Here is a 24,892-nt window from a genome sequence, read left to right on the forward strand (position 1 = left end):
GCGCCCGCACTCCGCGCTCGGCGGACGAACACCGGTCGAGGCCCATCAGGGCCCCGGCCTGAAAGCGGCGGCATGATAAACAGGCAAGCTTAGCGGCGCCGCAACACTGTCCGGAAAACGGGGACCACCTCAATCAGCTAAAGCATAGACGTCATCAATGGCTTCCTGCCATGATTTAGCTGTGGACTGCGACGCGAAGAAGGTGAGCGTTATCAGCAGCGCGAATCGAAAAAGCATGTCGTTAACCCCAACGCTCCTGCGCTATAGCCTCTCCCAAAACACCTCTACGAAGCGGCGGTGGAAGGCGCCAGCATGATCGACTGCTCGCCCGGTTGGTGGCGCAGAAAATCGCGCCAGTGCGCTTCCTGTGACACGCATTCGCCTGTCGTAAGCCGCTGGGCCTCCCGCCTTCGCAGGTTACGCGCTTCATAAAATGGAGCACTCGGGCCGGAACGAAGTTCGCATGCGAGGTGAGGATGCAAGCGGCGTATATCCTGGGCCTCAGAGGGTTATGCAGGGTGATCTCGCACTTTGGGCGCCGAAGGATAATGCCGCTAAGTAGAGGCTTCCGCGTCCCGGCGCTCCCACTGCGTCCACCGCAAGATTGCTGGATACAGGTGAAAATGCGGATGTGCGTCTGCGAACGCCTTGGCTAGACCCATGAAGGCTTTCTCGTTTCTTAGCCTGTCGATCAAGTGCGTCAGTAGCGCCTTCCGGGTTTCGCCGCTGATCCCCAGCGTTTCCGAGTCTCGGTCGGTTGAGGCGGGAAACAATGCCATAAACAACAGCAGTTCGCTGTTACCTGCGTTTTTCAGCGAGGTGCCAAAGAAGTACTCTGGAAGTTCGCGTGGATTGGAAATGAGGGTAGAAGCCGCGCGGACCTCTATCAAGCAGTATGAGCGAAGGCTCTCAAACTGAGATATTGCGAGAGCAGTGTGTATATTATCAGAGTGTACAGGCTGCGCGTCTCGGAAGGCTTCGATCCTGCGACTGAAGTCGTCGGCATCCAGGGAGTTCACTATCTCCTGATTTAGTAGGTCGAGGTCGTCCAGAACTTTCTGTACTTGCGCGCGGTCGAAGCTATCGGTGCGTGGTGAGGAGCCGAGATAGTCCACTGCTTCTCCAAGGGTCAGCCCAGCTAAGTCGCGTTTCAGCTTTCGCCGCCACCCAAAGTTAAACATTGCCGACTGCTCCCAAAACCACGGTAATTCCTTCATTTTTGTAGTAGGTAGACCTAGCGCTCGCCGGTGCCGATGGTGGTGTGGGTATCATAGAGAGATGTGCCTCAGAAATCGTCCGGTAAATTCAGTCTAAATCCTTGGTCGAGTGCAGCCGCTCTGTGTAGCCGAGATGTGTCTTCGGGGGACGTTTTTAGAGCGGCGGCGATCTGGTCGATGCGGTCAGGTGAGAGCGACTTTCGGCCCTTCGTCACCGCAGAAAGGTAAGCGCGTGAGACGCCGATATGGTTGGCGACCCGGTTCTGGGACGCCGCGTACTTTTCAAGAATTTCCGACAGGGTCTTCCCTAGCCGCTTGCTCTCATCGCTCAATGCGCCAACCTCGCAGCTTCAAGTGCAAAGGGAGCTCGTCGTCTTGCCTCTCGGAGCGACTGAAGCGGTCGCCAGACCTCAGCTTTTGTTCCGGCGAGAACTCGAGGCTCGCCATCCGGCCGCTGACGTAATCCACCGTGTTCTGCGCCATGGCAGCGAAAGCGGCGTTCGTCTCGCGGCTATCGGTCCCGTAGCTCATTGTGCGCTCACGGCTTATCCCCATCATTGAGCTCTGTTCGTAAGCGTCAATGCCCGCGCCCATGAAAACGAACTCCCAGCCAGCCTCCTCCTTCTCTTCCACTAGACGTTTCAGGGCGGCCCAAGAAGCCTCTTTCGAGGCATTCTCGTGCCCGTCCGTCTGGATCGCGAGCACAATCCTGATGTCGTCTCTGCCGCTGGTTTGCTCAGTCACTGCCTGGATCGTCGTGAACGCAGCATCCAGCAGCGGTGTCGCGCCTCGCGGCCGGAATGCGTCTGCGCGGAGTGGCGGTACGTCTGCGATCCTGCGGCACTCATAGGTCGTCTCGAGGCGCATGCCTTCGGCGCTGGCGTCGAACTGAACCATCGAAAAACGCAGGTCACCTTCGGCGTTCTTAAGCTCCTCCAGGTAGGCGTTGATGGCGCCCAGCGTGTCGTCCTTGTGCGCTTGCATGCTGCCTGAGCGGTCAAGGAGAAGCGTGACGAGGGTCTTTTTTGCACCAACGGGTTCTTCGTGATCTGTCATCTTGCACCTATGTAAACCGTGTAGGTTTACAATGTGGACGCAAAGGCACATGTTCAAGGTGTTAGGCCGGACTTTTTCGGCGGCCTGGGGGGAAGCAGCATGGAAGAGGATCAGAATGACCAATGTTTCTAATTTGATGATTATGACAGCTCTGCTGGCGCTGGTGCAGGCGGGCTGTGGACCTGTCACCGGTGTTGGAACGGGTGCTAACTACAATGCCCCGGCTGCTTCGGTTGAAGATAGGTCAAGCGGCCTCACGAAGATCGTTTCGGAACCGCAGGTGCCAGCTACTCGAGCGAGGGCTATCTGTGAGCCGCAGGCAAGAGCGGCGGCCTCTCGCGCGGTAGCTGGCTTCACTCCGTCCAATACAGGGTATAGGGCGACGTGTTCAGAAACATACCTCGGAAGTTACGACTGTAGGGGATCGTCGTATACTTCGGGAGGGTTCGCTGGCGGTCTCATGGCGGGGCTAGAAGAACGCGAGTTGGCGCGCGAGACAGCAAAAGCCGTTTACCTTTCGTGTCTTTCGGGCTTCGGATGGACGAAGGAATACTAGGCGGTCCGCCTGCTAAGGGATAGCAACTTCGGTGATGTCTAGCTGCCGGTAAATCTGGATGGCGAGCTTCGTGTAGCCGAGGTGCTCGGCGATGTGGTCGAGCTTCCGGGCCACGTTGACCGAGCAGAAGGCATTGTGATCCGCGTTGGACGAGAGGCCCTTTTCAGCGATCACGTAACGATTTCGCTTGGTCCGATAGACGCTGATCTCAGACCAGGTCGTGGAGTTCGGTCGCTGAGTGGAGGCATTCGCCACCAAGGTGCCCGTAAGCCGGACATCCGGCCTACCATCGGTCACCTTGATGAGGATCTCACCTAGCTCGTTCGGCGCCTGCTCATCGAGATACCGAACAGGGTCGATGTAGGGCTTCGTACGCTGGCTAACGCACACGTTCATGCTCGATCTCCTCAGGCGGCGGTTTTCAGGAACAGCTCCGACCGGGACACCCGCTCCCATGTCTGACCGATGACGATGGAGGGCACACCGCTTTTCGGAGCCGGGCGGCGCCAGCGCGGCGGCTTCATTCTTACCAACTCCGCCAGGGCCTCATCGTAGTTGTCGTATCTCCTCTGGTCGGCCTTGGGGCCCAAGATGAACCCCCGGCCGGTGTCCAGATCGGGAGTAAATCTGGAGCCGTCGGAGGCGACTGGAATGAAGATGAAATCCTCAACCTTTTCTTGGTGCTCATCGTCGATCTCGTCGGCCGACGGCCTTTGATCCCGCCAGATCGAAGGGAAAAATGTCTCTCGCCCCTCCAGCCAGCTCAGGGCTTCAGTGGCCGGGATCCTCTTGTTGTCGTCACGCTTCAGGACGGCTGTGTCTCCCGAAACCATCGCGCGCATCCGGCTTGGAGAGACGCCGCCGAGCAGAGCGAGATCTTCCGGCCGCACAGGGTGGCCATGGTCTAGCACAAACCGGCCTCGCGCCATCCCGTAAATCTTGCTGAACTCAGAGTCGCGGGAGCCGATCCACGCATCGAGATCAACGGCTTTGAGGAAGCGCTCGACTTCCCTTAAGAGGTTGACGATGCGCTGCTGGCTGATCTGAGCGGTATCTGCCGCCGTGGCATGTAGATCGATGCCGTAGATGGCGTAGGCAGCCATGTCGTGCAGAGGAGCGCCAAGCCGCCATTCGCTGAAGAGGCCGTAACGGGCTTCGTGCAGCGCGTCCTTCCAGTCTTCACCCCAATAGCCGAGCGGGCCAGTGATCTGCTCCATGGCCTTGGCGGTGAGCTGTTCCCCGACCATAATCTCCAGGACTTCTCCCACCTTGACCGCCACGTCGGCGAGGATGGCTGCCGGATCGCCTTCGTTGCCGTAGTTCTCCCGAAATATCTGGATACGTTCGTCGTAGCTTTCAGTGTGCGCCATGGCGATCTCCGAGCATGTGAGCAGTTCACAAGCTCATATGGGGCAAGGCGATCCACAAGTCAAGCGGAGAGAGCAGAAAAACATTCTACATGCTCGCATGAGGTCTTCATATCGTAGAGGGAAGCAAATGATGAAGGGCCGACTTCCGCTTTCTTTGGTTGGCGACGCGGCAGGATGGGTCCGGCGGATGCCGCGCGCGTCGATGAGTGCAGCTTGTTCGCGGATTGGGAGAAGATCAGCAGCGCGGCACCTTCGCGCGCGTCTATCAGCGCCGCGTCGGTCGGTCCTACTCGGATCAAACAGGCGGGTCGGGGCAGCAGTAGAGTAGCGCGATGGCAGCGTCTCAACCGGACGCATCACGCAGCCGAGCGGTCGAAAGGGCGTATGCGCCGTCTCCGCCCCATCGGGATTTCGGTTGCGGTCGGGTTTCCGGCGCCTTCGGCTGACGGTCTTGCCCTGATGAGGGCGCAGGATGAGCTCACTGGGGACTCCCGGGTGAGCTCATTGTGAGGGGTGGGACGCCTCGGCGTAGGCCCACGGCATCAACTCGTCGATATCCTTATCGAGATGACCGTTGGCGAGCTTGGTGAAGAGGTCGCGCAAATAGGCGTAGGGCTCAACGCCGTTCATCTTGCAGGTGCCAATCAGGCTGGCAAAGCGCGCCCATGACCGACCTCCGTCATCGTGCCCGGCAAACAGCGCGTTGCGGCGGTTCATGGCCGGGCTGCGGATGGCGTTCTCGACAAGGTTGGAGTCGATGTCGACCCGGCCATCTTCGAGGAAGAGCCGGAAGCCCTCCTGGCGCCGGAGCATGTAGGCGAGCGCCCCGCCAAGCTCGGATTTGCGCGAGACGCGCGCGGCCTGGGCGGCCACCCATGTGAAGAACTCATCCACCAGTGGGCGGGACAGGTCCTGGCGGACTGCGCGGCGATGAGCGGGGCCCAACCCGCGGATGGCATCCTCGATCTTGTAGAGCGCGGCAATGCGCACCAGCGCCTCGTCGACGATGGGTGACCCCTTCTTCGGCTTGGCCTTGATCAGCTTTCGCCGACCATGGGCCCAGCAAAATGCCAGCTTCAGGGGCTTACCACCTTGGCGGTCGGGCTTGGCCAGATGCGTATAGCCGCCATAGGCATCGACTTGGATCGTGCCATTGAAGCCGGTCAGGATTTCATCGGCATACTCGCCCTTTCGGCCGGGCCGATAGTGGAACACCACGCCCGGCGGTGCCGGACCATTCCAGCCCCGTTCATCGCGCAGCACCGCCCACAGGTAGCCGGTCTTCGTCTTGCCCCGCCCGGGGTCCAGCACCGGAGCGGTCGTTTCGTCGACACAGAGCCGGGTGCTGCCCTGGATCAGGGCCTTGGCCATATGCTCCACCACCGGCTCGATCAGCGTCCCCGTCCGTCCCATCCAGTCCGCCAGCACCGAGCGGTCGATGGGCACGCCGTGCCGGGCCATGACCACGGCTTGGCGGTTCAGCGGCATGTGCTCGGAATGCTTGGATGCGTATTCCGGGCCATCCGGTCGCCTGTTCCAGCGACATCCGGTCAGCCGTTCCGAAGTATCCGGTCACTTCGAGACGGCGCCACTGAGCATGGTTTCCTAATCCCATCCATCTGACCTTCGGTCAAGGCTGACGGATTGGCCCGACGGGAGCCGCGCGCGACGTCGCGTGCGCCCCATGACGCTGGCGCGGCGGCGCGCGCGGCGGTGGGTTGTGCGGGCATCATGGGGTCTTAGCGCTCCTTTCGGCATCGAGTGTCTTGCGCAGTGAGGGCCCGTCGAGCGGCAGACGGTGGGCGTTGTGGACGAGCCGGTCGAGGATTGCGTCGGCGAAGGTCGGTTCATCTATCACGTCGTGCCAGGCATCGACGGGCAGTTGGCTCGTGACGATGATCGAGCCGTTGCCGTACCGGTCCTCGACGATCTCCATCAGATCTCGCCGCTGCTGCGGCGTGAGCCGGTCGGGTCCCCAGTCGTCCAAGATTAGCAGGTCGGTGCGGACGAGCTGGCGGAACAGCCGCGGGAAGCGGCCGTCGCCATGGGCGAGTTCGAGATCGGCGAACAGACGCGGCAGGCGATGGTAGAGCACGCTCTTGCCATCCCGGCACGCTTTGTGGCCAAGGGCGCAGGCGAGCCAGGTCTTGCCGACGCCGCATGGTCCGGTGACGAGCAGGTTCTGCCGCTTCTCGATCCAGCCGCCCTGGACGAGGTGGCGGAACAGGTCCCGGTCGAGCTGACGCGGAGTGCGGTAGTCGACATCCTCGACGGAGGCGCCGACATGGCGTAGCTTCGCCGTCCGCATGCGGCTCTGGAACTTCCGGGTGGCACGGCTCGCCGCCTCCCGGTCGATCAGCAGCCCCAGCCACTCGGCGTGGCTGAGATCGGTGGCTTCCTCTTGGCCCTGCAGTTCGCTGAAGGCGTCGGCCATGCCGTCGAGCTTCAGCTCGCGCAGGCGGTGATGGGTGGGATGGTCGAGCATGCACGTCCTCTTCAATGGAAGTAGCTGGCGCCGCGGATGTTGGGATGGGTGATCGCCGGCCCCTCCGCGGGCTTAGCGGGCCGGTGGCGATGCAGGTTGTTCTGGAGGATCGATTTCACGGAGCTGTAGGAGAGCCCGCCGATCTCGTTGGCGCGCTGGCAGGCGGCCTCCAGCGCATCTCTGCCGTGTGGTTTGGCGAGCCGGATGATCCCGACACAGGCCCGGAAGCCTTGCTCGGGGTGCGGCTTCGTTCTCAGGATCAGGTCCACCAGCGTCGCGGTGTTCGGCCCGATCGCGTGCGCCCGGCGGCGCAGCTCGGCCGGTGTCAGGCCAGCATAGCGACGGTGACTGTCGGGCATGTGCGCCGGCACGGTCGTGTGCTTGCGGTTGCCGGAGGTCCGGACGTGGGACGCGACGCGGGTGCCCTCATGGAAGATCTCGATCGTTCGCGCTGCGACCCGAACCCAGAGCGCCTTCTTCAGGAGTTGGTGCGGGACCGAGTAGTAGTGCTTCTCGACCTCAACGTGGTAGTCGAGCCCGACGCGGCGTTCGAACCATTCGGCATACTCAAAGGGCGAGGCAGGCAGGGGCTTCAGCGCCGGCCTGTCCAGTTGCTCGAACAGCGTCCGCCGGCTGGCGCCCAGGTGACGCGAGACCTTGCCGTTCAGACGCGGCAGGAGCTCTCGGATTGCAGCATTCACCTCGGAGAGCGAGAAGAACCGGCGTCTGCGAAGTCGTGCGATGATCCAGCGCTGAACGAGCAGGACACCGACTTCCACCTTCGCCTTATCCGGCATGATAGAGTCGGCGCTTCGAAATCCTGCCACTCTGTGCAGATTGGAGATAGGGTAGCACCATCCGGGATTTGGGGCGCCGGGAGCACGAAAGTGCGGGCAGACCGAGCTTGAGACATGGGCTGCGAGCCCGAAGCTTTATCTGGTCGCCCCTGCGGCTTGCCCGGATGTGCCGAGAGCACGGATCTGTAGTTGCCGCGTGCCCGCCTGCTCCCACGAGGCGAATGCTTTTGAAGTGGAGGGAGTATGCGGATCATAGGAATGGACATTCATCGGGACTTCGCCGAGGTGGTGGCGCTGGAAGGCAACGCGCTGACCCATCTGGGCCGAGTAGAAATGTCACGCGACAAACTGAGGGCCTTCGCGGCGGATTTGCAGGCTGCGGACCACGTCGTGCTGGAATCGACCGGCAATACGGTGGCGGTAGTCGACCTTCTGTCGCCGCATGTGGCACGGGTTGCGGTGGCCAACCCGCTGCAGGTGCATCTGATCGCGAAGGCCAAGACCAAGACAGACAAGATTGATGCGGGCGTTCTGGCAAAACTCTACGCCGCGGGTTTTCTACCCGAAGTGTGGACTCCGGACGACGCGACGCTGGCGCGGCGCCGACAGGTGGCGCGCCGCAGCCAGCTCGTGAAACAGCGTGTCCGGCTGAAGGGTGTAGCGCGACATCGCAGTTGAGGGCTCAGCGACATTGCAGGTGGGTCGACGGTGACGTTGTGACGGTGCCGCTTTGGCGCCGTCAGATCAAGGTGCGATGTCGCTGTCCGATGTCGCTGTGGATGAGCTGTCCGGGGCTGGATCCTTCTCCTTTTTCGGCTGGGGTTTCTGTTCGTCACCGGCGATGTCGTTGAGCGATGTCGCGGCGGCATATGCGGCGCGGCGGCGGTAGCTCTCGACATTCATCTCGAAGATGGTTGCGTGGTGGACGAGCCGGTCGATGGCGGCGATGGTCATGGCCTTGTCCGGGAAGATGGCGTCCCAGCCGCTGAACGGCTGATTGGCCGTGATCATGATCGAACGGCGTTCATAGCGTGCGGCGATGAGTTCGAAGAGCGCGCTCGTCTCGGCCTGGTCCTTTCGCACGTAGGAGAGGTCATCGAGGATGAGCAGGTCGAACTTGTCGAGCTTCGCGATCTCCTGGGAGAGGGCCAGCTCCTGTCGGGCCATCTGAAGGCGCTGGACGAGGTCGGACGTTCTGCCCATCAGCACGCGGTATCCGCGCTGGATCAGTTCGTATCCAATGCCTGCGGCGAGGTGTGTCTTGCCCGAGCCGGGCGGGCCGAAGGCCAGCAAATTATGGCCCGCCTGCAGCCAGCCGTCGCCCTCGGCGAGCGCCCGGACCCGGGCCTGGCTGACGGTGGGAACTGCCAGGAAGTCGAAGACATCCAGGGTCTTCCCCTGCGGGAGTCTCGCGGCGGCGAGGTGGCGTTGGATGCGGCGCTGTTCCCGCTCGCTCAGCTCCAGTTCGCACAGCGCTGCCAGCAGACGTTCGGCGGGCCAGCCCTCCTTGTCGGCGCGAGCGCAGAACTCGGGCCAGAGACGGGCGACAGTCGGCAGTCTGAGTGCGGCCAGCAGGGTGGGCAGCGTTGCGGTCTCCACGGTCATGCTCATGCGGCCGCTCCCTGTCCGGGGATCAGGTCGTCATAGCTGCCGGCGGCGGGGATGCGGACCGGCACGTCGGGCCCACCGTCGCCCGGCGTCCGGGTGAAGCGGGCGCGCAGTTCCTCGAGGTCCGGCAGATCGCCATCCGCGACGATCTCGATCAGTGCTGCAGCCAACTCCGCCTCGCACGTCTGATCATGCGCCAGCCAAAACAGGCCGACCATGATCCGGCAGGCCCGCCGCTGGGGCACGGCCGCCACCAGCGCCTCCCAGCAGTGGCGGTACTCCGTCCGCGGGAAGAGCGCGTCCCGATAGGTCAGGTTGGCGAAGGCCTGCGGCTTGGCGCGCAGGCTGTGGATCACATGGTGGTAGCTGACGACGTAGGCGTGGCCGCCGCGTCCGCCGCTGGGCGCCCGCCCGCGCGGCAGGGTGTCGATCAGGGTGCTGCCGAGAAACAGCTCCAAGCGATCATCGAAGATGCGCACCTTCAACTCGTAACCGATGAGGCGCGAGTGGACCGTGTAGAACACCTTGCGGCACACGAAGCCGCCCGAGGAGGTCACGCGCACGCGGGCCTCGTCATAGTCGCAACTGCGGCGGGCCGGGAGCGGCCGGAGGTGGGGACGTTCGGCCGCCAGCCGGTCACGGTGACGCGCGTTGTGGCGAGCGACGATCTGGGCCACGAAGCGACGCCAGGCGTCCAACTCCTCGAAGTCGCGGCTTCCGCGGAGCAGGAGGGCCTGCTCCAGGCGCGCCTTGAGATGCCCGTGGCGGCTCTCGATCGCTCCGTTCTCATGAGCGATGCCGCGATTGTTCCGGGTCGCTTCCATGTCGTAGTCGGCGCACAGCGTCTCGTAGCGCAACCGCAGGTCCTCGCGGGCGTCTTGGTCGAGATTGGCGAAGGCCGCGGACAGGCTGTCGGTGCGGTGCTCGTGCGGGACACCCCCGAGCTGCCAGAGCGCGTTCTGCAGGCCGCTGGCCAGCGCGGTGTAGCTCTCGCCGCCCAGGACGACCTCTGCATGCTCCCAGCCGGAATGGACCAGGGTGAAGTGGTAGATCCGGTGCGTCAGGGGCGCGCCGGCAACCGTCACGCCGAGATCCCGCGCATCGAAGAAGTCAGACATGCCCTGCCGCCCCGGCGGATGGGTCTGGCGAAAGATCACCTCCCGGTCGGGCCCGTGTTCGGCCCGCCACGCCCGCATCCGCCGTTCCAGCGTGCGCCGTGCCGAAGCCAGACCCCGCTCGGGATGGCGATGCTCCATCTCCTCGAGAACGGCAATCGGACGCAGTCCTGGCTTCTCCTCGAGGAGCGGCACGATCTCCTCGTCCCACAGCCCGGCCAACGGGTCCGGCTTGCCGCCCCCGTGGCGGCGGTCACGCCTCTTCTGGGACGGCGGCCGTGGATCGTGGTCGATCCGCGCCCCGGTGCTCGCACTGAACCCGGACTTGGCTGCGGCAATCTTTTGCGTGTGATGGCGTCGAAGGGTCATGTAATCCTCGTGTTGTCGGTCGGTGATGAAACGGCCGGGCATCCGATCCTCTTCTTGGTCGTCGAAGATCGGACCACCCTGACCGCCGTCACCGCCAACCGCACGGGGCAACCCGCGCGAGATTTTGGGGGAAGCTACACCCGGGCTACGCCCGGTTTCCGCTTCCCCCAAAATCACCACCTGCAATGTCGCGCAGTTTCACCAGCAGTGTCGCTGCACAGAAGGGCTTCGTTCATTCAATCTTGCATGCGCATCTTGTGCCGCGGTGTCCCCATGCGGATATCTTCGGTGGCAAGGGGCGCGCTTGGCTGCGCGCTCAAGTGTTGCCAGACGATGAGCGCACCGCAGTGGAGCGCCATATCGCCGAGCACGACCGACTGACGATCGCGCTGAAAGACATTGAAAAAGACATCGCCCAGGCGGCGCTGGCGGACGAAAACGTTCAACGGTTGATGACGATCCCGGGCATCGACATGATCGTGGCAGTCGGCGTGATGGCGGCCATCGGCCGGATTGATCGGTTTGGCTCACCCGACGCGCTTGTGGCCTATATTGGTCTCAATCCCAGCGTCTTTCAGTCCGGGGATGGACCTGCCCGTCATGGGCGTATCACCAAACGTGGGCGGTCTCATGCGCGGTTCCTGCTGGTCGAAGCCGCCTGGCAGACCGTGCGGTCACCCGTAACGGCCTCTGTGGTTGCCGTCCTTTATGCAAGAGGTTTCCAACCTTTCTCGGCAGGTGATCGAGCGCGGTCCTCTGTCAGGCCTTCCTTGGCGGCATGTCCTAAAGCCGCTGGCCGATATGGTGATCTGCGGACAAGGCCCAATCCCGATTGCGAGCTCATCGGCTCTGGCGGTTACACTGGTTTCCCTCGTCCCGATCTGACCGATCGTTCTGCCCATTCGGGTCTTCGCCTTCTGCACCCCTTTCTCCGGTTTCAGCCCGTCGCTGCGTGCTTCTTCACGCCGCGCCTGCCGATGCCGGATCCCTGAAATCCTCGCCTTTCATCATCATCGCCCAGAGCTGCCGCGCCATCCGGTTGGCCAGGGCGATGGCCACCAGCATTTTCGGCTTCTTCGCCAGCATCCGGGCCAGCCAGCTGCCAGTCGGAACGGACTTGCGCCCCCGGATTGTAAGCCGCGCCATCGCGCCGATGATCAGTAGTTTACGTATGTCAGCCTGGCCCGACTTGGAGACACGACCGAGACGTTCCTTGCCACCCGAGGAATGCTGGCGAGGAACCAGACCCAGCCAGGCGGCGAAGTCGCGGCCGCGCCGGAACTCTGCCATGTCCGGCGCGAAAGCCTCGACGGCGAGCGCGGTCATCGGGCCGACGCCGGGCATCGTCTGGAGACGCCGCGCAGTGTCCGTGGTCTCCGCGAGTTTCCTGGCGGCCTTCGTGCGCGCCTCGATGCGGGCGGTCTTCTCGGAAACCTGCAGCAGAATGTCCCGGCATTCGTCGCGGACGAGGTCCGGCAAGGATGCGGCAGGGTCTTCGATAATGGCCTCGATGCCCGTGAGATGGCGGATGCCCTGAGGGACAACATGCCCGAACTCGTAGAGCAGCCCGCGGAGCGCGTTCACGAGCTCGGTGCGCTGATGGACCAGGCGTTCGCGGGCGCGGAACAGCGCGGCGCGGGCTTGCTGCTCTTCGGATTTAGGTGAGACGAAACGCATCTCGGGGCGCTGCGCCGCGATCACGATCGCTTCCGCATCGGCAGCGTCATTCTTTTGCCGCTTCACGAAGGGCCGAACGTATTGCGGCGCGATCAGCTTGACCTCATGGCCGAGTTTCGCCAGCTCCCGAGCCCAATACGATGCGCTGGCGCAAGCTTCCATGACTACTACGGAGGGAAGTTGCTCTGACATGAACTTCGGGAATTGTGCCCGCGTCAACTTCTTGCGGAATTTCAGATGCCCGGCCATCGAGGCCGCGTGCAACTGGAACACGTTCTTTGCAAGATCCACGCCGATCATCATATCCTTCATTTGCCATCCTCTCAGTTTTCGTGGCCTGAACACCTGCGATCTTGGCACATTGCGATGCCGTCTGGGGAGGACGGCAACCACCCCATCCCGATTGGCACCGCCTGCCTGAGGGCGGCCTGATGATCTAAGACACGTCCGTAGCGACGTCGCAAATGACGTGTCTTAGGTGGAGGGGCCATGCGGGGAGAGGTTCTCGGGATTGAACGACGGCGGCGCTGGCCCGACGAGGAGAAGCTCGCGGTTGTGAGCTCGGTCGGGGTTGATGGCGCGACGGTGACGCAGGTGGCACAGCGCTACGACATCTCCCGCCAGCAAGTGTATGCGTGGAGGCACGAGCTGAAGAAGAAGGGGCTCTGGTCGCCGGATCAGGGTGCCATCTTCCTGCCGGTGAGCTTCCCGGTTCCGGGCAACGCTCCTGCGGAGCCGGAGCCGGACCCGGGCCCGCCGGTGCAGGTGGAGTTGCGCCTCGGCGAAGGTCGTTGCCTGAGGTTCGACAGCGGCATGGACGGAGAGGCGCTGACCCGGCTGATCCGGGCCGTGGAAGCGGCGTGATCGGGCCGGGCACGGGGGTCCGGGTCTACCTCGCCTGCGGCGCCACCGACATGAGGAAGGGCATCGCCGGTCTCTCGGCCATGGCCCAGGACGTTCTGCGCCAGAAGCCCGCGAGCGGCGCGGTCTTCGCGTTTCGGGGACGCCGGGGTGATCGTTTGAAACTGCTCTACTGGGACGGCCAGGGCTTTTGCCTCTATTACAAGGTGCTCGAACGCGGTCGCTTTCCCTGGCCGAACACCGAGGCCGGGGTCGCGCGCCTGACCTCGGCACAGCTGGCCATGCTGTGGGAAGGGATCGACTGGCGGCGACCGGACTGGGGTGCGCCGCCGGCCCGGGTGGGATGATTTATCCATCTGTTTTGGCGTGTTTTCATGGCGCTGACTGGGGTGCAGTGGTAGACATGGGCATGTCGACTTCCGCCCCTGATTTGCCCGACGATCCCGCCATCCTGAAGGCGATGATCGTTGCCTTGCGGACGGAGAATGCGCAGATCACGGCCACGTTGCGGGCACACGACCTGCTGGTCCAGGCGCTGCGTGTGCGGATCGCCAAGCTGAAGAAGCAGGCCTTCGGGAAGAGCTCGGAAAAGATCGAGCGCGAGATCGAACAGCTTGAACTGGCCCTCGAGGATTTGCAGGTGGCGATGGCCGAGGCGGAGGACACGCCCCCGGACGACGAGGATGCGCCGGACACCGAAGACCAGGGCCCGGCAACCGCCGAGCGCGGGCAACGCCGCCGTCCGAAGGTCTCGAAGGATACGCTGCGCGAACGCCGTGAACTCGATCCCGGCGACAGCTGCCCGGACTGCGGCGGCGAACTGCGCGTGGTCGGCGAGGATGTCAGCGAACTGATCGACATGATCGCAGCGCAGCTGAAGGTGATCGAGATCGCCCGGGTCAAGAAGTCCTGCCGGCGCTGCGAAAGGATGGTCCAGGAGCCTGCGCCGAGCCGTCCCATTCCGCGGAGCATGGCCGGTCCGAACCTGCTGGCCTACGTGCTGACCTCCAAGTTCGACGACCACGTTCCGCTCTACAGGCAGAATGAGATCTTCGCCCGCATGGGTGCGGATATTCCGGACACGACCCTGGTGGACTGGTGCGGCGGGGCGATGAAGACGCTGGCGCCGTTGATCGAGAAGATCGAGGCCGAGATCATGTCCAGCGATCTGCTCCATGCAGACGACACCCCGATCCGGGTGCTCGATCGCCCTCGACGGGACAAGGGGCTGGGCAAGGGCGTCAAGCAGGGCCGTATCTGGACCTATGTGCGCGATCAGCGACCTTGGGCAGGCCAGGACCCGCCGGGCGCGGTCTACTACTTCTCGCCCGACCGGAAGGGCGAGCATCCCCGGAAGCACCTCGAAATGAGCAGCGGTATCCTGCAAGCGGACGCCTATACCGGCTTCAAGGAGCTGTACGAGCGCCGCGCGGACGGCACCGTGCAGTTCCGCGAGGCTGCGTGCTGGGCGCATCTGCGCCGCGATTTCCACGACGTCTGGACATCCACCAGATCCGAAATCGCGAAGGAGGCCCTCGACCGGATCGGCAAGCTCTACGATATCGAGCGCCGGATCGCCGGCCAGTCCGCCGAGGTTCGGCGCGCCGTCCGGCAGGACAAGTCCAAACCACTGGTCGAGGCATTCCGCACCTGGGCCGAACGCCAGCTCACCCGCATTCCCGGCAAGAGCGACCTTGCCAAGGCGTTCCGCTATGGGCTTGGCCGGTGGGACTCCTTCTGCCTGTTTCTCGACGACGGGCGCGTGGCCATAGACAACAATCCCGCGGAGCGTGGCATGCGGCCGATCGGCGTCGGCCGCCGCAACTGGCTCTTTGCCGGCTCGGATACCGGCGGCGAAACCCTCGCCCGCGCCATGACGATCATCGAGACGGCCAAGATGAACGACCTCGACCCGCAGGCCTACCTCGCCGACGTCCTCGACCGCATCCACGATCACAAGATCAATCGGCTCGCCGAATTGCTGCCGTGGAACTGGGCTCCCGCGAGCCAGTCGCACAGCCAGGCAGCGTGATGGCCGCAACGACCTACGTCTGTTCCATCGCCCACGTGGCCACCCGCCTGGGCGAGGACCCCGAACTTCTCGAGGCCATCGTCAGCAACGACGACAACCTGACCTACGGCAATATCGTCAGCGTCCATGTCGGGCACGACGACTACATCATCGCGCTGACCGACGACGGCATCGATGAGATACGCGAAATGCTCGCATCCGCTCGCGTGTCCGTCGAAGAGTGGCACAGCTTCCTCGAAGACTTCGTCGCCGAGCCCCAAATCATCGCCCGCGTCAAGGACCAGCCGCTGCGGTAGAAATCGAGTGCTTACGGTCACCCGGACCATTGCGCGCGTTCTATGAGCGTGTGCGAGCCCGCCGTGGAAACCATATCGCTGCTGTGGCCGTCGCACGTAAACTGGCGGTCCTCATCTGGCACCTGCTGACCAAAGGTGAGGACTATGCCTGGGCGAGCCCGGCTCTCATGGCGCGCAAATGCCGGTCGATGGAACTTGCTGCCGGACTGCCCGCCGAACGCGGAAAGAAGGGCGCCTCAGCAGCATACAATCTTCCCGCCCGACGACATGCTGACCGCGCAGGCGCCGAATTGTCCGAAATCGCCTATCGCCGCATGATGGAGGGCTGGCGAAAGAAGAACCCGCGGGAGGGTGCGGGCGCCACACCCGAGGAACGACTATGACAAGGCCGCGTGACGGGACTTGAACCTCACGTCCCGTCCTTTGCCACGTGGTCACCCGCGCCTCAACAATAGCACAAAATCGAAAAAGGGGGCGTTCAATCTCATCTGTATCCCGCGGCTTGTAGGGACGGGCCGGGATCACGGCGGTGTCGTAGTGCGCCGCCATCTCGGCATAGGTGCGGTTGATCCGGGGCTCGTGGAAGCAAGCCTTCGTCACGCCCGCCTTGAGGTTGTCCGACACGAGCTGCTCGGGCACGCCGCCGAAGAACCCGAGCATGCGGACGTGCGCACCGCTCCAGTCCGGCAACGTCTGGGTCCACGTCGCCTCGGCATAGGTGTAGTTGGAGGCGCCGAGCACGCCGACGAACACCTGCGCCGCCCGGATCTCGCCGGTCTGGGCATCAACGACGTCCAGCGTGTCCCCTGCGTAGTCGACGAAGACGCGCTCTCCAGCGACATGGTGCTGGCGCATAGTCGGCGACAGCCGGCCCTCCCAGCGGCGGTAGAGATCGCAGAACCGGCTGTAGCCGTAGCCGTTCGCGGGATGCGCAGCGCGATACTCCTCCCAGATCAGCGACAGGGTCACCCCGCGACGCCGCAACTCGCGATGAACCATCGCCCAGTCCGGCTGCACCAAACCTCGGCGGGTCTTGCCGCCCTGCGGCTCGAACAGGCGCCGTTGAAGATCGGCATCGGTGACGTCGGCCGGTATCGGCCAGGAAAGACCGGACCGCTCCGCCCGCTTCAGATACTCGCTGACCGTCGACTGGCCGACGCCCAGGCTTGACGCGATCTTCCGCGTCGACAGTCCCGTGGCTCTCAGGCGAAGGGCTTCAGCAATCTTGCGCATCGGCAATCGTCTCATTCCGGGGCTCCATGCTCATCCTCGATGGAGGCAAGGCTACCCTGCTGCACGATCGCTCAGCAGCGCATGTCTCGGCCGGAAACAGGGTGATCGAATACCCTGGAATCCGTGACCGGATCAGATCGGAATCACTGACCGGATGTTATCGGAATGGGTGACCGGGTGACCTCGGAACGCGCAATGTAACGCGCTGCCGCGACACTTCCGTAGAAAACCACCGGCTCGTTGGCTTCCGCAAACGGCTCCCATCGCTCGTATGGCTCAGCTCCCCCTTCGCAGTCGTGGACACGCAGCGCGAAGTGCCCGTTCTCGCACGCCCGCGTTAGGCACTCCTTGATGATGGCGTCGAGCCGCGCGCAAACTTCATCGGAGAACATGTCGTCGATGACGACAAAGTGACCAAGGTGCTGTCTTATCTCGTCGCTGATACAGTCTCGGGCAGCCCGTGCCGTCGATTTTCCGATCTGCTCCGCGGGGCACCCGCTGAGCGCACCGGATGTACAAGTATGAGTGCTGACATGACCTTCCTCCATTGTGCCAGATCATCGTGGCTCATGAATCTTGCGCTCACGTTAAGGTGCCGCGAGGGCCCGTGACCGAGGCGGCCTCGGACTTGGAGGCATACATGCAGGCCCGGCAGGACATTCTGCCCCGCATCGCCGCGCTCGTCGGCCGGTTCCGGGCGGCTGCCAAATGACAGTCCACGGCACAGCCGCTGATGACAGCGCCTGGTGCGGACTGATTGCCGCCTTGGCGGTTGTGTCTGCCTTCGACGATATCGCTCCATTCCGCCGATCTTCGAGTGCCGGCGGGTATACATTCGCGAAAACACCCAATCAAAAACGTGTTCGGGAGGCTCACATCTTCGCCGCGCCTAGAGATCCGCGACGACCGCTGCGCCAGGGAGTCCTCCGCCAGCCAGCGCCATCGCCGCGCCCGCCCGAAGCAGAGACCAGAAGGCACCGGCCAGACGCTGATCCCGTAAATCCTAAACTCGACATTAACCATAGAGCCGTAGTATTAAGTTCAACTCGTTTCATAAATAGGAGTCAGTCATGGGTGTGGAACATAAGAACGTTCAGGAGTTGAGCGTCGCATGCGCGCAAGGGGAGCTTCTACAGCCGGACATCTACCGGGCGATTACATTAGACGCCTTCCTTTCGACCTACACAAGCGATCCGCTAATCAATCGCGGCATCGCTGAAACTGCAATCATCGACATGATGGCCGATGTAATGCACTACTGTAAGCTGCGCGGTATCAGCTTCGAGACGGTGGCACGGCTGGCGGCCGATCATTTTCGGGCAGAGGCAGAAGGGAGCTAGTCAGGCTTAATTTGGCTGCGAGGGCGCGGGATAGGCTTTAAGTGCAGGGGAGTGGGCGGAACCCGCTCGTTAAGCTAAGCATCGAGGCTTCTTTGGCGTTTCGCGCTGCGACGTGAGGGGCTTGAATCGGGATGTGGAGCGTCATTACGATATTTCTTTCTGGAGGATCGTCTCGCACGGCGCGGGAGGTTGGCGCTGGTAGTGGCGCGATGGTCGGAGCCGATTCCGCCACGCATCTTTCCTCTCTGCCGAGATTGAGTAGAGGGGCGGACGCAGCATCGTGCGTAAACGTCAAGCTGCGAATTGCGACGTCCTCGCGGCAGTAGGGACGGACCGCTCTGTTACCGATGATCCCTTTCCGCCTTCGACGCAGCTCCGGATTGCCGCGCTGAGAATGCCCCGCACAGCCTCTGGGAGCTTCTGGTGATCGCGGTCGTTCCGTTCCTGTACGGCTCGACGTCCTGCGCCTCGATGTTCGCGTTCGGCCGCACAGGAGAAGCCACTGTCTGAGACCCTCCGTAAGCTCAAATATGCAATCCGTCACACGGGACTTTCTCTGCGATGCACCGGATGATTGATCCGAGGGCGCTCAAAGCCGCCTACGGGCCCGTGCTGGGCGATGTGGATGGGCTGCTGCGCGGGTAAAATCCGGTCGCCGTCACCAGGACGACTTTGCGCGGCGCTCGCGGCACGGGCGAGAGCGCGCGGATGTGGCTGATTTTGTCGACCTATGCCTCCCGTCGACGCCTGACGCTGGCGAGACTGGCTGCCGACCAGGGGGGCGGAGCTGGAGGCGGCGCTTCGCCACGGATGGAAGAGGACCCGCACCGCCGCGGCCGTTTCCGCCAAGGCGCTGGCAACGATTCCCGGTTTCTCTGGCCTGAAGGCGTTCGGCCGCGTGGACGAGACCTCCATCCAGATCCACCGGCCGAGCCGTGGGACGATGAGATCGCTCCGCTCCTCGAGGCGACGACAGGCCTGCGTCCGATCGCGTTTCTCGAGAAGAAGGAGCATCGGCGCAGCCGAAGCGGTAGATCAGGCGTTCCTCGAGATATCGACCACCGAGGCACTTCCCTCACTTTTTACGCGAATATCGTAACGTCGGCCAAGCCAGTCTCGGTAAGCCAGTGCTCTTCCGGCCTCGAGGATGCGCCAAACATTCTCCATCGGGAGGTCGACGCCGATGGTGGCATTGCTCACCCTATTATCTGCGTGTTTCACCAAATAACGGCTTGGGCGCACATATTCGACGCCGTCCTCCTGCTGGATAGCAATGCGGCAGGTTTCTTGTACGTATCCGGTAGAGAGTATCTGACATGCAAGGGAATGGTTCATACATTATTCCTATAAAGTAGATAAATTCGAAACCGCATCATCTGACGCATGAGAACATCCCATGAGGAGCGCCGTCTAGTTAACGCAGCGCAAGAGGGCGGCACGCGACATGCCAGTTTCGGGGGGAAGATTTTTTTGCCTCTGGGGTGATGGGATTCGCGGTAATTTTAGAACGCTGCTGTTCGATGCTGATCAACGCCGTGACGACACGCAAGGAGGCTTCCAGAAGCTCAGTTGATCCGAATCTTCTGACAGTTCTTCAATGTTATCTTCAGGCAAATTCTCCTCGGAAAAGAGGGCGGACCAGCAGATTGTGGCGTGGGAACGTAGCAGTGTGCGGTTGAGAGCATCGCGAACAAGGTTGACGCAGCCTCCTGTGTCATCGTGGGTAGCCCATGCACCTGTAACTCGGGCGCCCGAGGACCCGAGCCAAGAACCAACGCATTGCGCCGCAATCATTTGATCGGGAAATTCTACGGGTGCACCTCCGTGCGAAAGACCTTTCCAGCCATCGAAAGGCTCCGCCCCACTATCGCACGCCCAAATCCTCGATGCTACCAGCCCGGCACGCTGTGCCTGAACCAAGCCGCGCTCGATCTTTTCTTCAAAATCGTCGCTGATCTCGTCGGACAGGAACCCGTCGATAACGATAAGGTGACCCTCATGGCTCTCAACCTCATAACCGATCAGCGCCTGGGAATCCCGAGCGGCACCTCGCCCTAGGCTGAATTCTGCGCTTCCAAACAAGGATCCGGGGCTGACCAAGACCAGTGCGCTAACCCGATCATTATGCAACTTCGTCATTTCTCTATGCCTCTTTAAGAACATCCGCACATTAGCGCGGAGGGGTTAAGTGGCGATTAACGCTCTGAGGCATTGCATCTGACTGCTCGTCTCGGGATCGCCCTCGAAGCACGCGGATGAGCTGAAGCGAAACCCGGGAACTTTAACGTCTAGAAAACCCGTCTCGACAACGTGTCCTCCTATAGATTTGGAGGAATCGATGAGTTGTAATTCAAGTTCGGCAAACAGTAGTTCGAGGCGGAAGCCTTTTAGGCGGCAACTTCTGAAGTGGATTGGCAATAAACAGAGGTATGCTCACGAGATAATCTCGATGTTTCCTAGGAGATTTGGGGTCTATCATGAGCCCTTCTTGGGCTCGGGCGCCGTTTTAGCTGTGCTTGCGCCGCATCGTGCGGAGGCGGCGGATTGCTTCACACCTTTGATAGGGATCTGGCGGACGCTCCAAAGCGAACCTGATACCCTCAAGGCATGGTATCGCGAGCGCTGGGATGAGATTTTTGAGGGTAATAAAGTCGAGAAATATGAATCCATAAAGGCACGATTCAACGAGTCACCGAATCCTGCAGATCTTCTTTTTCTTTGCCGCACGGCATACGGCGGAGTAATAAGATTTCGAAAGAGTGACGGGTACATGTCTACTCGATGCGGCCCTCACACTCCTATAAGCCCGTCAACATTTTCGGAGCGAGTGGATGAGTGGCACCAGCGTGTCAAGCACGTAGTGTTTTACGAGCGCGACTTTCAAGATTCCATCGAGCGTGCCCGAGAGGGGGACGTTGTTTACTGCGACCCTCCGTATTCGCATGCGCAGGCAATCTTGTATGGAGCGCAGTCATTTTGTCACGATACCTTGTTTAAATCGATTGAGAGAGCGAAGCGAAAAGGAGTATTTGTAGCGCTCAGCTTGGACAAGGCAAAAAAATCGGGGAATAGGCGCTGCGACTATGATCTTCCGTCCGGCTTGTTTGAACGAGAAGTATCCATAGACTGTGGTCGCTCCATGCTGCGCAGGTTCCAGATGCGCGGCAAGGAGCTATCGGAAGATCGTGTTCTGGATCGTCTTTTGCTGACGCACTGAGGCAGGCCGGTCTGGGCAGAACAAGGCTATCCTGCTTGTCCTACCGGATGGAGCGAAGCGTCCAGAACGCTTCGCTCCCCTTCGTGCGCCAAGAGAGCGATGTGGCATCGGAGCGGCGTATTGGCAGTAAGATCCCTGTTGTGGGATCTCCGCCCCCACCGGAACGGTAACCCGTCAAGTTATTCCGGGTGCGCCTATTATAAAATTCTTCGTAAGCCGATCTGCACCTTCTTTAGCACCGGTAGATAGTCGCTCAGAAATTCCTCTGTGGGTGCTTGGGTTCTAGACATTCCTGTGTTCAACGCTGCAATCACCTCACCCGCAGAAGAAAATACCGGCAGCGCTACCGCCAGCAGTCCTATTTCAACCTCCTGGTCGATTACAGCGAAGCCTTGCTCACGGACTTCAACGAGGCGAGCCATTATGTCCTTCGGGTCAGTCGCACTATAGGGGGTGCGGGGGGATAAATCAGATGCTTCTAGTATCCGCCAAGCCTCATCCTCCGGCAGCGAAGCGAGCAGTACGCGTCCCATGGAGGTACAGTGCGCTGGCAGACGCGAACCAGGCATCAAGCCGATTGACATGACGCGCCGTTGCGCAGCGCGCGCCAAGTAAACAACATCCGTTCCATCGAGCACCGAGACAGAGCAGCTCTCCCCGATCTGGTCAGTGATCTGGTCGAGCCAAGGTTGCACAAGGTGTGAGAGTGGCTGAGAGGAGAGAGCTGCCATGCCTAGGCGGAGCGCGCGCGGCGTCAGCCTGAAGAATTTCCCGTCGTATTCGGCATAACCCTCGCTCCACAATGTCAGCAGGCAGCGCCGAGCAGTGGCCCGGTCGAGAGCGGTCGCCTGTGCGACCTCAGCGACCGTTAGCCGCGCACGCTCGGCCCCGAAGCATTCCAGCACCTTGAGCCCCTTGGCGAAGGAGGCGATCGTGTCCGTTCGGTTCACCATGCGCACACTGTAGCGCAGCATGTGAACAAATCTCAAGATGCGCACAATCCGCCTCGTCTTTCAGTGTTCGCGAGCGCTACACGTACGCCGTCCACTCGAACGAAGAGGGGAGCCAATGGACAAGAGAGCCGAGGCGGCTGATGCCGTGTCGCATGTATTCGACGGCGCGACTGTCATGATCGGGGGCTTCGGCGGGTCCGGCGCACCCATCGAGCTGATCCACGCGTTGATCGACCACGGCGTGAAAGGCCTGACCGTAATAAACAATAATGCGGGGAACGGCCACGTCGGGCTGGCCGCACTCATCGAACAGGGGCAGGTGGACAAGCTGATCTGCTCGTTTCCTCGCTCCGCCGATCCTCGAGTTTTTACTGACCGATATCTGGCCGGACAGATCGAGCTGGAATTGGTGCCACAGGGGACGTTGACAGAGCGGATTCGAGCTGGGGGGGCGGGAATCCCTGCGTTCTACACTCCGACTGGCTACGGAACAGATCTCGCTGAGGGAAAGCCAACGGCGGAGTTCGATGGCAGAATGTATGTTCAGGAGCGTTGGCTGAAGGCGGACTTCGCGATGATCAAAGCTGAGCTTGCCGATGCTCATGGCAATCTCACCTATCGGATGGCGGCTCGGAACTTCAATCCAATCATGGCAACCGCTGCGACTACTACCATTGTGCAAGCGACGCGCATGGTTGAGCTAGGTGCCATCGATCCTGAGCATATTATCACGCCGGGGATATTCATCAACCACGTGATCGAAGTGCCGAGGCCCGCGCAGGAAGAAGAGCTCAATCGTGCAGGAGCCGTCTACCCATGACTGAGATCTCGAAGATCAAGCTTTCCAACGCTCAGATCGCGTGGCGCGCGGCGCAAGACATCCCGGATGGAGCCTACGTTAACCTTGGCATCGGGTTCCCCGAGATGGTCGCCCGCTTCCAACCCGACGGGCGGCAGGCGATTTTTCACACCGAGAACGGTGTGCTGGACTTCGGACCCGCGCCTGAGCCCGGCCGAGAGGACTGGGACCTAATCAACGCAGGCAAGAAGGCGATCACCGTACGCCCGGGCACAGCCTTTTTTCATCACGCCGACAGCTTCGCGATGGTGCGTGGCGGCCACTTAGATGTCGCAATTTTGGGCGCCTACCAGGTAGCTCAGACGGGTGATCTCGCAAACTGGTCCACAGGGCGAGGAGGCGTCCCGGCCGTAGGCGGTGCCATGGACTTGGTGCATGGTGCGAAACGTGTGGCGGTCCTGACGGACCACGTGACGAAATCTGGTGCTCCGAAGCTGGTCGATCGCTGCACCCTACCTCTGACTGGGCTTGGCTGCGTAACACGCGTCTATACCTCGCTCGCAGTGGTCGACGTTGAGGAAGGTCACTTTCTCCTTCGCGAAAAAATCCCCACCATCACCTTGGATGCGCTGCAACAGGTCACTGGTGCGCCTCTGCATGCTGAAGGCCAAGTTGCCGAGCTGGTGGCACCGGAGGATCTGGCATGAACGGCGTTTTCATCTGCGACTATGCGCGCTCACCCATCGGTCGGTTCGGCGGTGCCTTGTCCTCTGTGCGTACGGATGATCTCGGGGCTGTCCCGATTAAGGCGCTGATGGCGCGGCACGACCTTGACTGGGCGGCCGTGGACGAAGTGATCTTCGGGTGCGCCAACCAAGCAGGCGAGGATAATCGAAATGTGGCGCGAATGTCTGCATTGCTTGCAGGGCTACCGGAAACCGTGCCTGCCACCACTATGAACAGGCTCTGCGGCTCCGGCATGGATGCGGTTATCGCGGCCGCTCGCGCGATCAAAGCTGGAGAGATTGATCTGGTAATCGCCGGTGGCGTAGAGAGCATGAGCCGTGCTCCGTTCGTACTGCCAAAAGCTGAGGCCGCCTTTTCGCGGAACAATGAAATCTACGACACCACCATTGGTTGGCGCTTCATTAATCCGGTGATGAAGGCGCAATATGGCGTGGAATCCATGCCCGAAACTGCAGAGAACGTAGCCGATGATTTTGGTATTTCACGAGAAGATCAGGACTGCTTTGCGCTCCGCAGCCAGCAGAAAGCGAGGGCAGCTTTGGAGAGCGGTCGCTTCGCGCGGGAGATCACACCGGTGGCCATTCCTCAAGGGCGAGGTGAGCCCATTACAGTGGAGCACGACGAGCATCCGCGTCCCTCCACAACCACAGAAGGGCTCTCAAAACTCAAGGGTATCGTAAGGTCGGGCGGAACAGTCACGGCGGGGAATGCAAGCGGCGTAAATGATGGTGCGGCCGCCCTTATAGTTGCCTCCGAGGCGGCAGTGCAAGCGCATGGTCTAAATCCAATCGCACGCATCCTTGGAGGCGCAACGGCCGGTGTTCCGCCACGTATCATGGGCATCGGTCCGGCTCCAGCGTCAAAGAAATTGATGGCACGCTTGGGGATCACGGAGGATCATTTTCAAGTGATCGAGCTGAATGAGGCATTTGCCTCTCAAGCTCTGGCGACACTGCGCCAACTTGGACTGTCGGATGACGATCCACGGGTGAACCAGCATGGCGGCGCAATCGCCTTGGGGCATCCTTTGGGCATGTCGGGGGCTCGCATCGCGGGGACTGCCGCCTTGGACCTGCGTTCTGGCGAAAAGGCCTTGGCGGCCATGTGCGTTGGGGTGGGGCAGGGGGTTGCAGTCGTTCTGGAGGGAGCTTGAGGTGGTGACGC

General features: G+C 61.8%; 22 protein-coding genes and 4 pseudogenes. 11 read left to right on the forward strand and 15 right to left on the reverse strand.

The genetic code is table 11. The features are described 5' to 3' along the window. Nucleotides 1-554 precede the first annotated feature (554 nt). The 8 genes and pseudogenes from BM162_RS18270 to BM162_RS18305 form a co-directional block, all read right to left on the reverse strand. Nucleotides 555-1,115, reverse strand: a complete 561-nt coding sequence (locus BM162_RS18270; RefSeq protein ID WP_143096205.1) for a hypothetical protein — start codon at nucleotides 1,113-1,115, stop codon at nucleotides 555-557. A 170-nt stretch (nucleotides 1,116-1,285) separates the two neighbouring features. Next, nucleotides 1,286-1,549: a helix-turn-helix transcriptional regulator gene (locus BM162_RS18275; protein ID WP_093424907.1), complete on the reverse strand. Its 264-nt coding sequence runs from the start codon at nucleotides 1,547-1,549 to the stop codon at nucleotides 1,286-1,288. Further along, a complete protein-coding gene (locus BM162_RS18280) occupies nucleotides 1,539-2,273 on the reverse strand; it encodes a VWA domain-containing protein (protein WP_177215249.1) in 735 nt (244 codons plus the stop codon). Before BM162_RS18280 ends, BM162_RS18275 begins: the two co-directional genes overlap by 11 nt. 568 nt (nucleotides 2,274-2,841) lie before the next feature. Further along, nucleotides 2,842-3,225 carry a hypothetical protein gene (locus tag BM162_RS18285; RefSeq protein WP_093424910.1) on the reverse strand — a complete coding sequence of 128 codons (384 nt, stop codon included), beginning with the start codon at nucleotides 3,223-3,225 and terminating at the stop codon, nucleotides 2,842-2,844. An 11-nt stretch (nucleotides 3,226-3,236) separates the two neighbouring features. Next, entirely contained in the window at nucleotides 3,237-4,199 is a 963-nt protein-coding gene (locus BM162_RS18290) for a hypothetical protein (RefSeq protein WP_093424911.1), read from the reverse strand. A gap of 501 nt (nucleotides 4,200-4,700) precedes the next feature. Continuing rightward, nucleotides 4,701-5,705, reverse strand: a pseudogene (tnpC, locus tag BM162_RS18295) (IS66 family transposase); the annotation flags it as partial. Between the two features lie 223 nt (nucleotides 5,706-5,928). Then, on the reverse strand, nucleotides 5,929-6,684 hold the full coding sequence (istB, locus tag BM162_RS18300) for an IS21-like element helper ATPase IstB (protein WP_093424913.1): 756 nt from the start codon (nucleotides 6,682-6,684) through the stop codon (nucleotides 5,929-5,931). Nucleotides 6,685-6,695: 11 nt separating this feature from the next. Beyond that, nucleotides 6,696-7,463 carry a Mu transposase domain-containing protein gene (locus BM162_RS18305; RefSeq protein ID WP_218153128.1) on the reverse strand — a complete coding sequence of 256 codons (768 nt, stop codon included), beginning with the start codon at nucleotides 7,461-7,463 and terminating at the stop codon, nucleotides 6,696-6,698. A gap of 261 nt (nucleotides 7,464-7,724) precedes the next feature. On the opposite strand from BM162_RS18305, the pseudogene BM162_RS18310 reads away from it, so the two are divergent. Further along, nucleotides 7,725-8,135: pseudogene (locus BM162_RS18310) on the forward strand (IS110 family transposase); the annotation flags it as partial. Between the two features lie 90 nt (nucleotides 8,136-8,225). Here BM162_RS18310 and istB (BM162_RS18315) read toward each other — a convergent pair. Both istB (BM162_RS18315) and istA (BM162_RS18320) read right to left on the reverse strand, forming a co-directional pair. Continuing rightward, a complete protein-coding gene (gene istB / locus BM162_RS18315) occupies nucleotides 8,226-9,092 on the reverse strand; it encodes an IS21-like element helper ATPase IstB (protein ID WP_093424916.1) in 867 nt (288 codons plus the stop codon). Beyond that, on the reverse strand, nucleotides 9,089-10,615 hold the full coding sequence (gene istA, locus BM162_RS18320) for an IS21 family transposase (protein ID WP_093424917.1): 1,527 nt from the start codon (nucleotides 10,613-10,615) through the stop codon (nucleotides 9,089-9,091). The genes istB (BM162_RS18315) and istA (BM162_RS18320) overlap by 4 nt, the downstream gene beginning before the upstream one ends. Nucleotides 10,616-10,794: 179 nt before the next feature. On the opposite strand from istA (BM162_RS18320), the pseudogene BM162_RS23350 reads away from it, so the two are divergent. Then, nucleotides 10,795-11,253, forward strand: a pseudogene (locus BM162_RS23350) (transposase); the annotation flags it as partial. 280 nt (nucleotides 11,254-11,533) lie between these two features. Here BM162_RS23350 and BM162_RS18330 read toward each other — a convergent pair. After that, nucleotides 11,534-12,562, reverse strand: coding sequence for an IS110 family RNA-guided transposase (locus BM162_RS18330; RefSeq protein ID WP_093424919.1), 1,029 nt, complete (start codon nucleotides 12,560-12,562; stop codon nucleotides 11,534-11,536). 177 nt (nucleotides 12,563-12,739) lie between these two features. Between BM162_RS18330 and tnpA the strand changes: the two genes are divergently transcribed. From tnpA to BM162_RS18350, 4 genes are all read left to right on the forward strand, one after another. Further along, the gene (gene tnpA / locus BM162_RS18335) at nucleotides 12,740-13,114 is read left to right on the forward strand and encodes an IS66-like element accessory protein TnpA (protein WP_093424920.1); all 375 of its coding nucleotides are present in this window, start codon (nucleotides 12,740-12,742) and stop codon (nucleotides 13,112-13,114) included. Then, the gene (tnpB, locus tag BM162_RS18340; protein WP_218153130.1) at nucleotides 13,111-13,458 is read left to right on the forward strand and encodes an IS66 family insertion sequence element accessory protein TnpB; all 348 of its coding nucleotides are present in this window, start codon (nucleotides 13,111-13,113) and stop codon (nucleotides 13,456-13,458) included. The genes tnpA and tnpB overlap by 4 nt, the downstream gene beginning before the upstream one ends. Nucleotides 13,459-13,520: 62 nt before the next feature. Next, on the forward strand, nucleotides 13,521-15,143 hold the full coding sequence (tnpC, locus tag BM162_RS18345; RefSeq protein WP_093424947.1) for an IS66 family transposase: 1,623 nt from the start codon (nucleotides 13,521-13,523) through the stop codon (nucleotides 15,141-15,143). After that, the gene (locus BM162_RS18350) at nucleotides 15,143-15,439 is read left to right on the forward strand and encodes a hypothetical protein (protein ID WP_093424923.1); all 297 of its coding nucleotides are present in this window, start codon (nucleotides 15,143-15,145) and stop codon (nucleotides 15,437-15,439) included. The genes tnpC (BM162_RS18345) and BM162_RS18350 overlap by 1 nt, the downstream gene beginning before the upstream one ends. 477 nt (nucleotides 15,440-15,916) lie before the next feature. Here BM162_RS18350 and istA (BM162_RS18355) read toward each other — a convergent pair. Then, nucleotides 15,917-16,672: pseudogene (gene istA, locus BM162_RS18355) on the reverse strand (IS21 family transposase); the annotation flags it as partial. 1,070 nt (nucleotides 16,673-17,742) lie between these two features. On the opposite strand from istA (BM162_RS18355), the gene BM162_RS18365 reads away from it, so the two are divergent. After that, nucleotides 17,743-18,012 carry a hypothetical protein gene (locus BM162_RS18365; protein ID WP_093424925.1) on the forward strand — a complete coding sequence of 90 codons (270 nt, stop codon included), beginning with the start codon at nucleotides 17,743-17,745 and terminating at the stop codon, nucleotides 18,010-18,012. 1,035 nt (nucleotides 18,013-19,047) lie between these two features. Here BM162_RS18365 and BM162_RS22475 read toward each other — a convergent pair. Beyond that, the gene (locus BM162_RS22475) at nucleotides 19,048-19,347 is read right to left on the reverse strand and encodes a hypothetical protein (RefSeq protein WP_143096207.1); all 300 of its coding nucleotides are present in this window, start codon (nucleotides 19,345-19,347) and stop codon (nucleotides 19,048-19,050) included. A gap of 192 nt (nucleotides 19,348-19,539) precedes the next feature. Next, the gene (locus BM162_RS22480) at nucleotides 19,540-20,151 is read right to left on the reverse strand and encodes a hypothetical protein (RefSeq protein ID WP_143096208.1); all 612 of its coding nucleotides are present in this window, start codon (nucleotides 20,149-20,151) and stop codon (nucleotides 19,540-19,542) included. 199 nt (nucleotides 20,152-20,350) lie between these two features. Here BM162_RS22480 and BM162_RS18370 point away from each other — a divergent pair, with 199 nt between their 5' ends. Continuing rightward, the gene (locus tag BM162_RS18370) at nucleotides 20,351-21,229 is read left to right on the forward strand and encodes a Dam family site-specific DNA-(adenine-N6)-methyltransferase (protein WP_093424927.1); all 879 of its coding nucleotides are present in this window, start codon (nucleotides 20,351-20,353) and stop codon (nucleotides 21,227-21,229) included. Nucleotides 21,230-21,426: 197 nt separating this feature from the next. Here the strand turns inward: BM162_RS18370 and BM162_RS18375 are convergent, their stop codons facing one another. Next, on the reverse strand, nucleotides 21,427-22,182 hold the full coding sequence (locus BM162_RS18375; RefSeq protein ID WP_093424948.1) for an IclR family transcriptional regulator domain-containing protein: 756 nt from the start codon (nucleotides 22,180-22,182) through the stop codon (nucleotides 21,427-21,429). Nucleotides 22,183-22,297: 115 nt separating this feature from the next. On the opposite strand from BM162_RS18375, the gene BM162_RS18380 reads away from it, so the two are divergent. From BM162_RS18380 to pcaF, 3 genes are read left to right on the forward strand one after another with little or no spacing between them, the layout of a single operon-like run. Beyond that, a complete protein-coding gene (locus BM162_RS18380; RefSeq protein ID WP_093424928.1) occupies nucleotides 22,298-23,002 on the forward strand; it encodes a 3-oxoacid CoA-transferase subunit A in 705 nt (234 codons plus the stop codon). Continuing rightward, on the forward strand, nucleotides 22,999-23,688 hold the full coding sequence (locus BM162_RS18385) for a 3-oxoacid CoA-transferase subunit B (RefSeq protein WP_093424929.1): 690 nt from the start codon (nucleotides 22,999-23,001) through the stop codon (nucleotides 23,686-23,688). Before BM162_RS18380 ends, BM162_RS18385 begins: the two co-directional genes overlap by 4 nt. After that, nucleotides 23,685-24,881 (forward strand): 3-oxoadipyl-CoA thiolase, encoded by a 1,197-nt coding sequence (gene pcaF / locus BM162_RS18390; protein ID WP_093424931.1) that lies wholly within the window; start codon nucleotides 23,685-23,687, stop codon nucleotides 24,879-24,881. The genes BM162_RS18385 and pcaF overlap by 4 nt, the downstream gene beginning before the upstream one ends. Nucleotides 24,882-24,892: the final 11 nt, after the last annotated feature.

Source organism: Tranquillimonas alkanivorans (genome assembly GCF_900115595.1).
Taxonomy (GTDB): domain Bacteria; phylum Pseudomonadota; class Alphaproteobacteria; order Rhodobacterales; family Rhodobacteraceae; genus Tranquillimonas; species Tranquillimonas alkanivorans.

Coding starts and splice junctions, on each gene's coding strand:
- istB (WP_093424913.1), bottom strand. CDS start 6,684: ATGCTCGACCATCCCACCCATCACCGCCTGCGCGAGCTGAAGCTCGAC.
- istA (WP_093424917.1), bottom strand. CDS start 10,615: ATGCCCGGCCGTTTCATCACCGACCGACAACACGAGGATTACATGACC.
- BM162_RS18350 (WP_093424923.1), top strand. CDS start 15,143: ATGGCCGCAACGACCTACGTCTGTTCCATCGCCCACGTGGCCACCCGC.
- BM162_RS18385 (WP_093424929.1), top strand. CDS start 22,999: ATGACTGAGATCTCGAAGATCAAGCTTTCCAACGCTCAGATCGCGTGG.
- BM162_RS18365 (WP_093424925.1), top strand. CDS start 17,743: ATGGGTGTGGAACATAAGAACGTTCAGGAGTTGAGCGTCGCATGCGCG.
- BM162_RS18290 (WP_093424911.1), bottom strand. CDS start 4,199: ATGGCGCACACTGAAAGCTACGACGAACGTATCCAGATATTTCGGGAG.
- BM162_RS18380 (WP_093424928.1), top strand. CDS start 22,298: ATGGACAAGAGAGCCGAGGCGGCTGATGCCGTGTCGCATGTATTCGAC.
- BM162_RS18370 (WP_093424927.1), top strand. CDS start 20,351: ATGAGTTGTAATTCAAGTTCGGCAAACAGTAGTTCGAGGCGGAAGCCT.
- BM162_RS22480 (WP_143096208.1), bottom strand. CDS start 20,151: ATGACGAAGTTGCATAATGATCGGGTTAGCGCACTGGTCTTGGTCAGC.
- BM162_RS18375 (WP_093424948.1), bottom strand. CDS start 22,182: ATGGTGAACCGAACGGACACGATCGCCTCCTTCGCCAAGGGGCTCAAG.
- tnpA (WP_093424920.1), top strand. CDS start 12,740: ATGCGGGGAGAGGTTCTCGGGATTGAACGACGGCGGCGCTGGCCCGAC.
- tnpC (WP_093424947.1), top strand. CDS start 13,521: ATGTCGACTTCCGCCCCTGATTTGCCCGACGATCCCGCCATCCTGAAG.
- BM162_RS22475 (WP_143096207.1), bottom strand. CDS start 19,347: ATGAACCATTCCCTTGCATGTCAGATACTCTCTACCGGATACGTACAA.
- pcaF (WP_093424931.1), top strand. CDS start 23,685: ATGAACGGCGTTTTCATCTGCGACTATGCGCGCTCACCCATCGGTCGG.
- BM162_RS18280 (WP_177215249.1), bottom strand. CDS start 2,273: ATGACAGATCACGAAGAACCCGTTGGTGCAAAAAAGACCCTCGTCACG.
- BM162_RS18285 (WP_093424910.1), bottom strand. CDS start 3,225: ATGAACGTGTGCGTTAGCCAGCGTACGAAGCCCTACATCGACCCTGTT.
- BM162_RS18330 (WP_093424919.1), bottom strand. CDS start 12,562: ATGAAGGATATGATGATCGGCGTGGATCTTGCAAAGAACGTGTTCCAG.
- istB (WP_093424916.1), bottom strand. CDS start 9,092: ATGAGCATGACCGTGGAGACCGCAACGCTGCCCACCCTGCTGGCCGCA.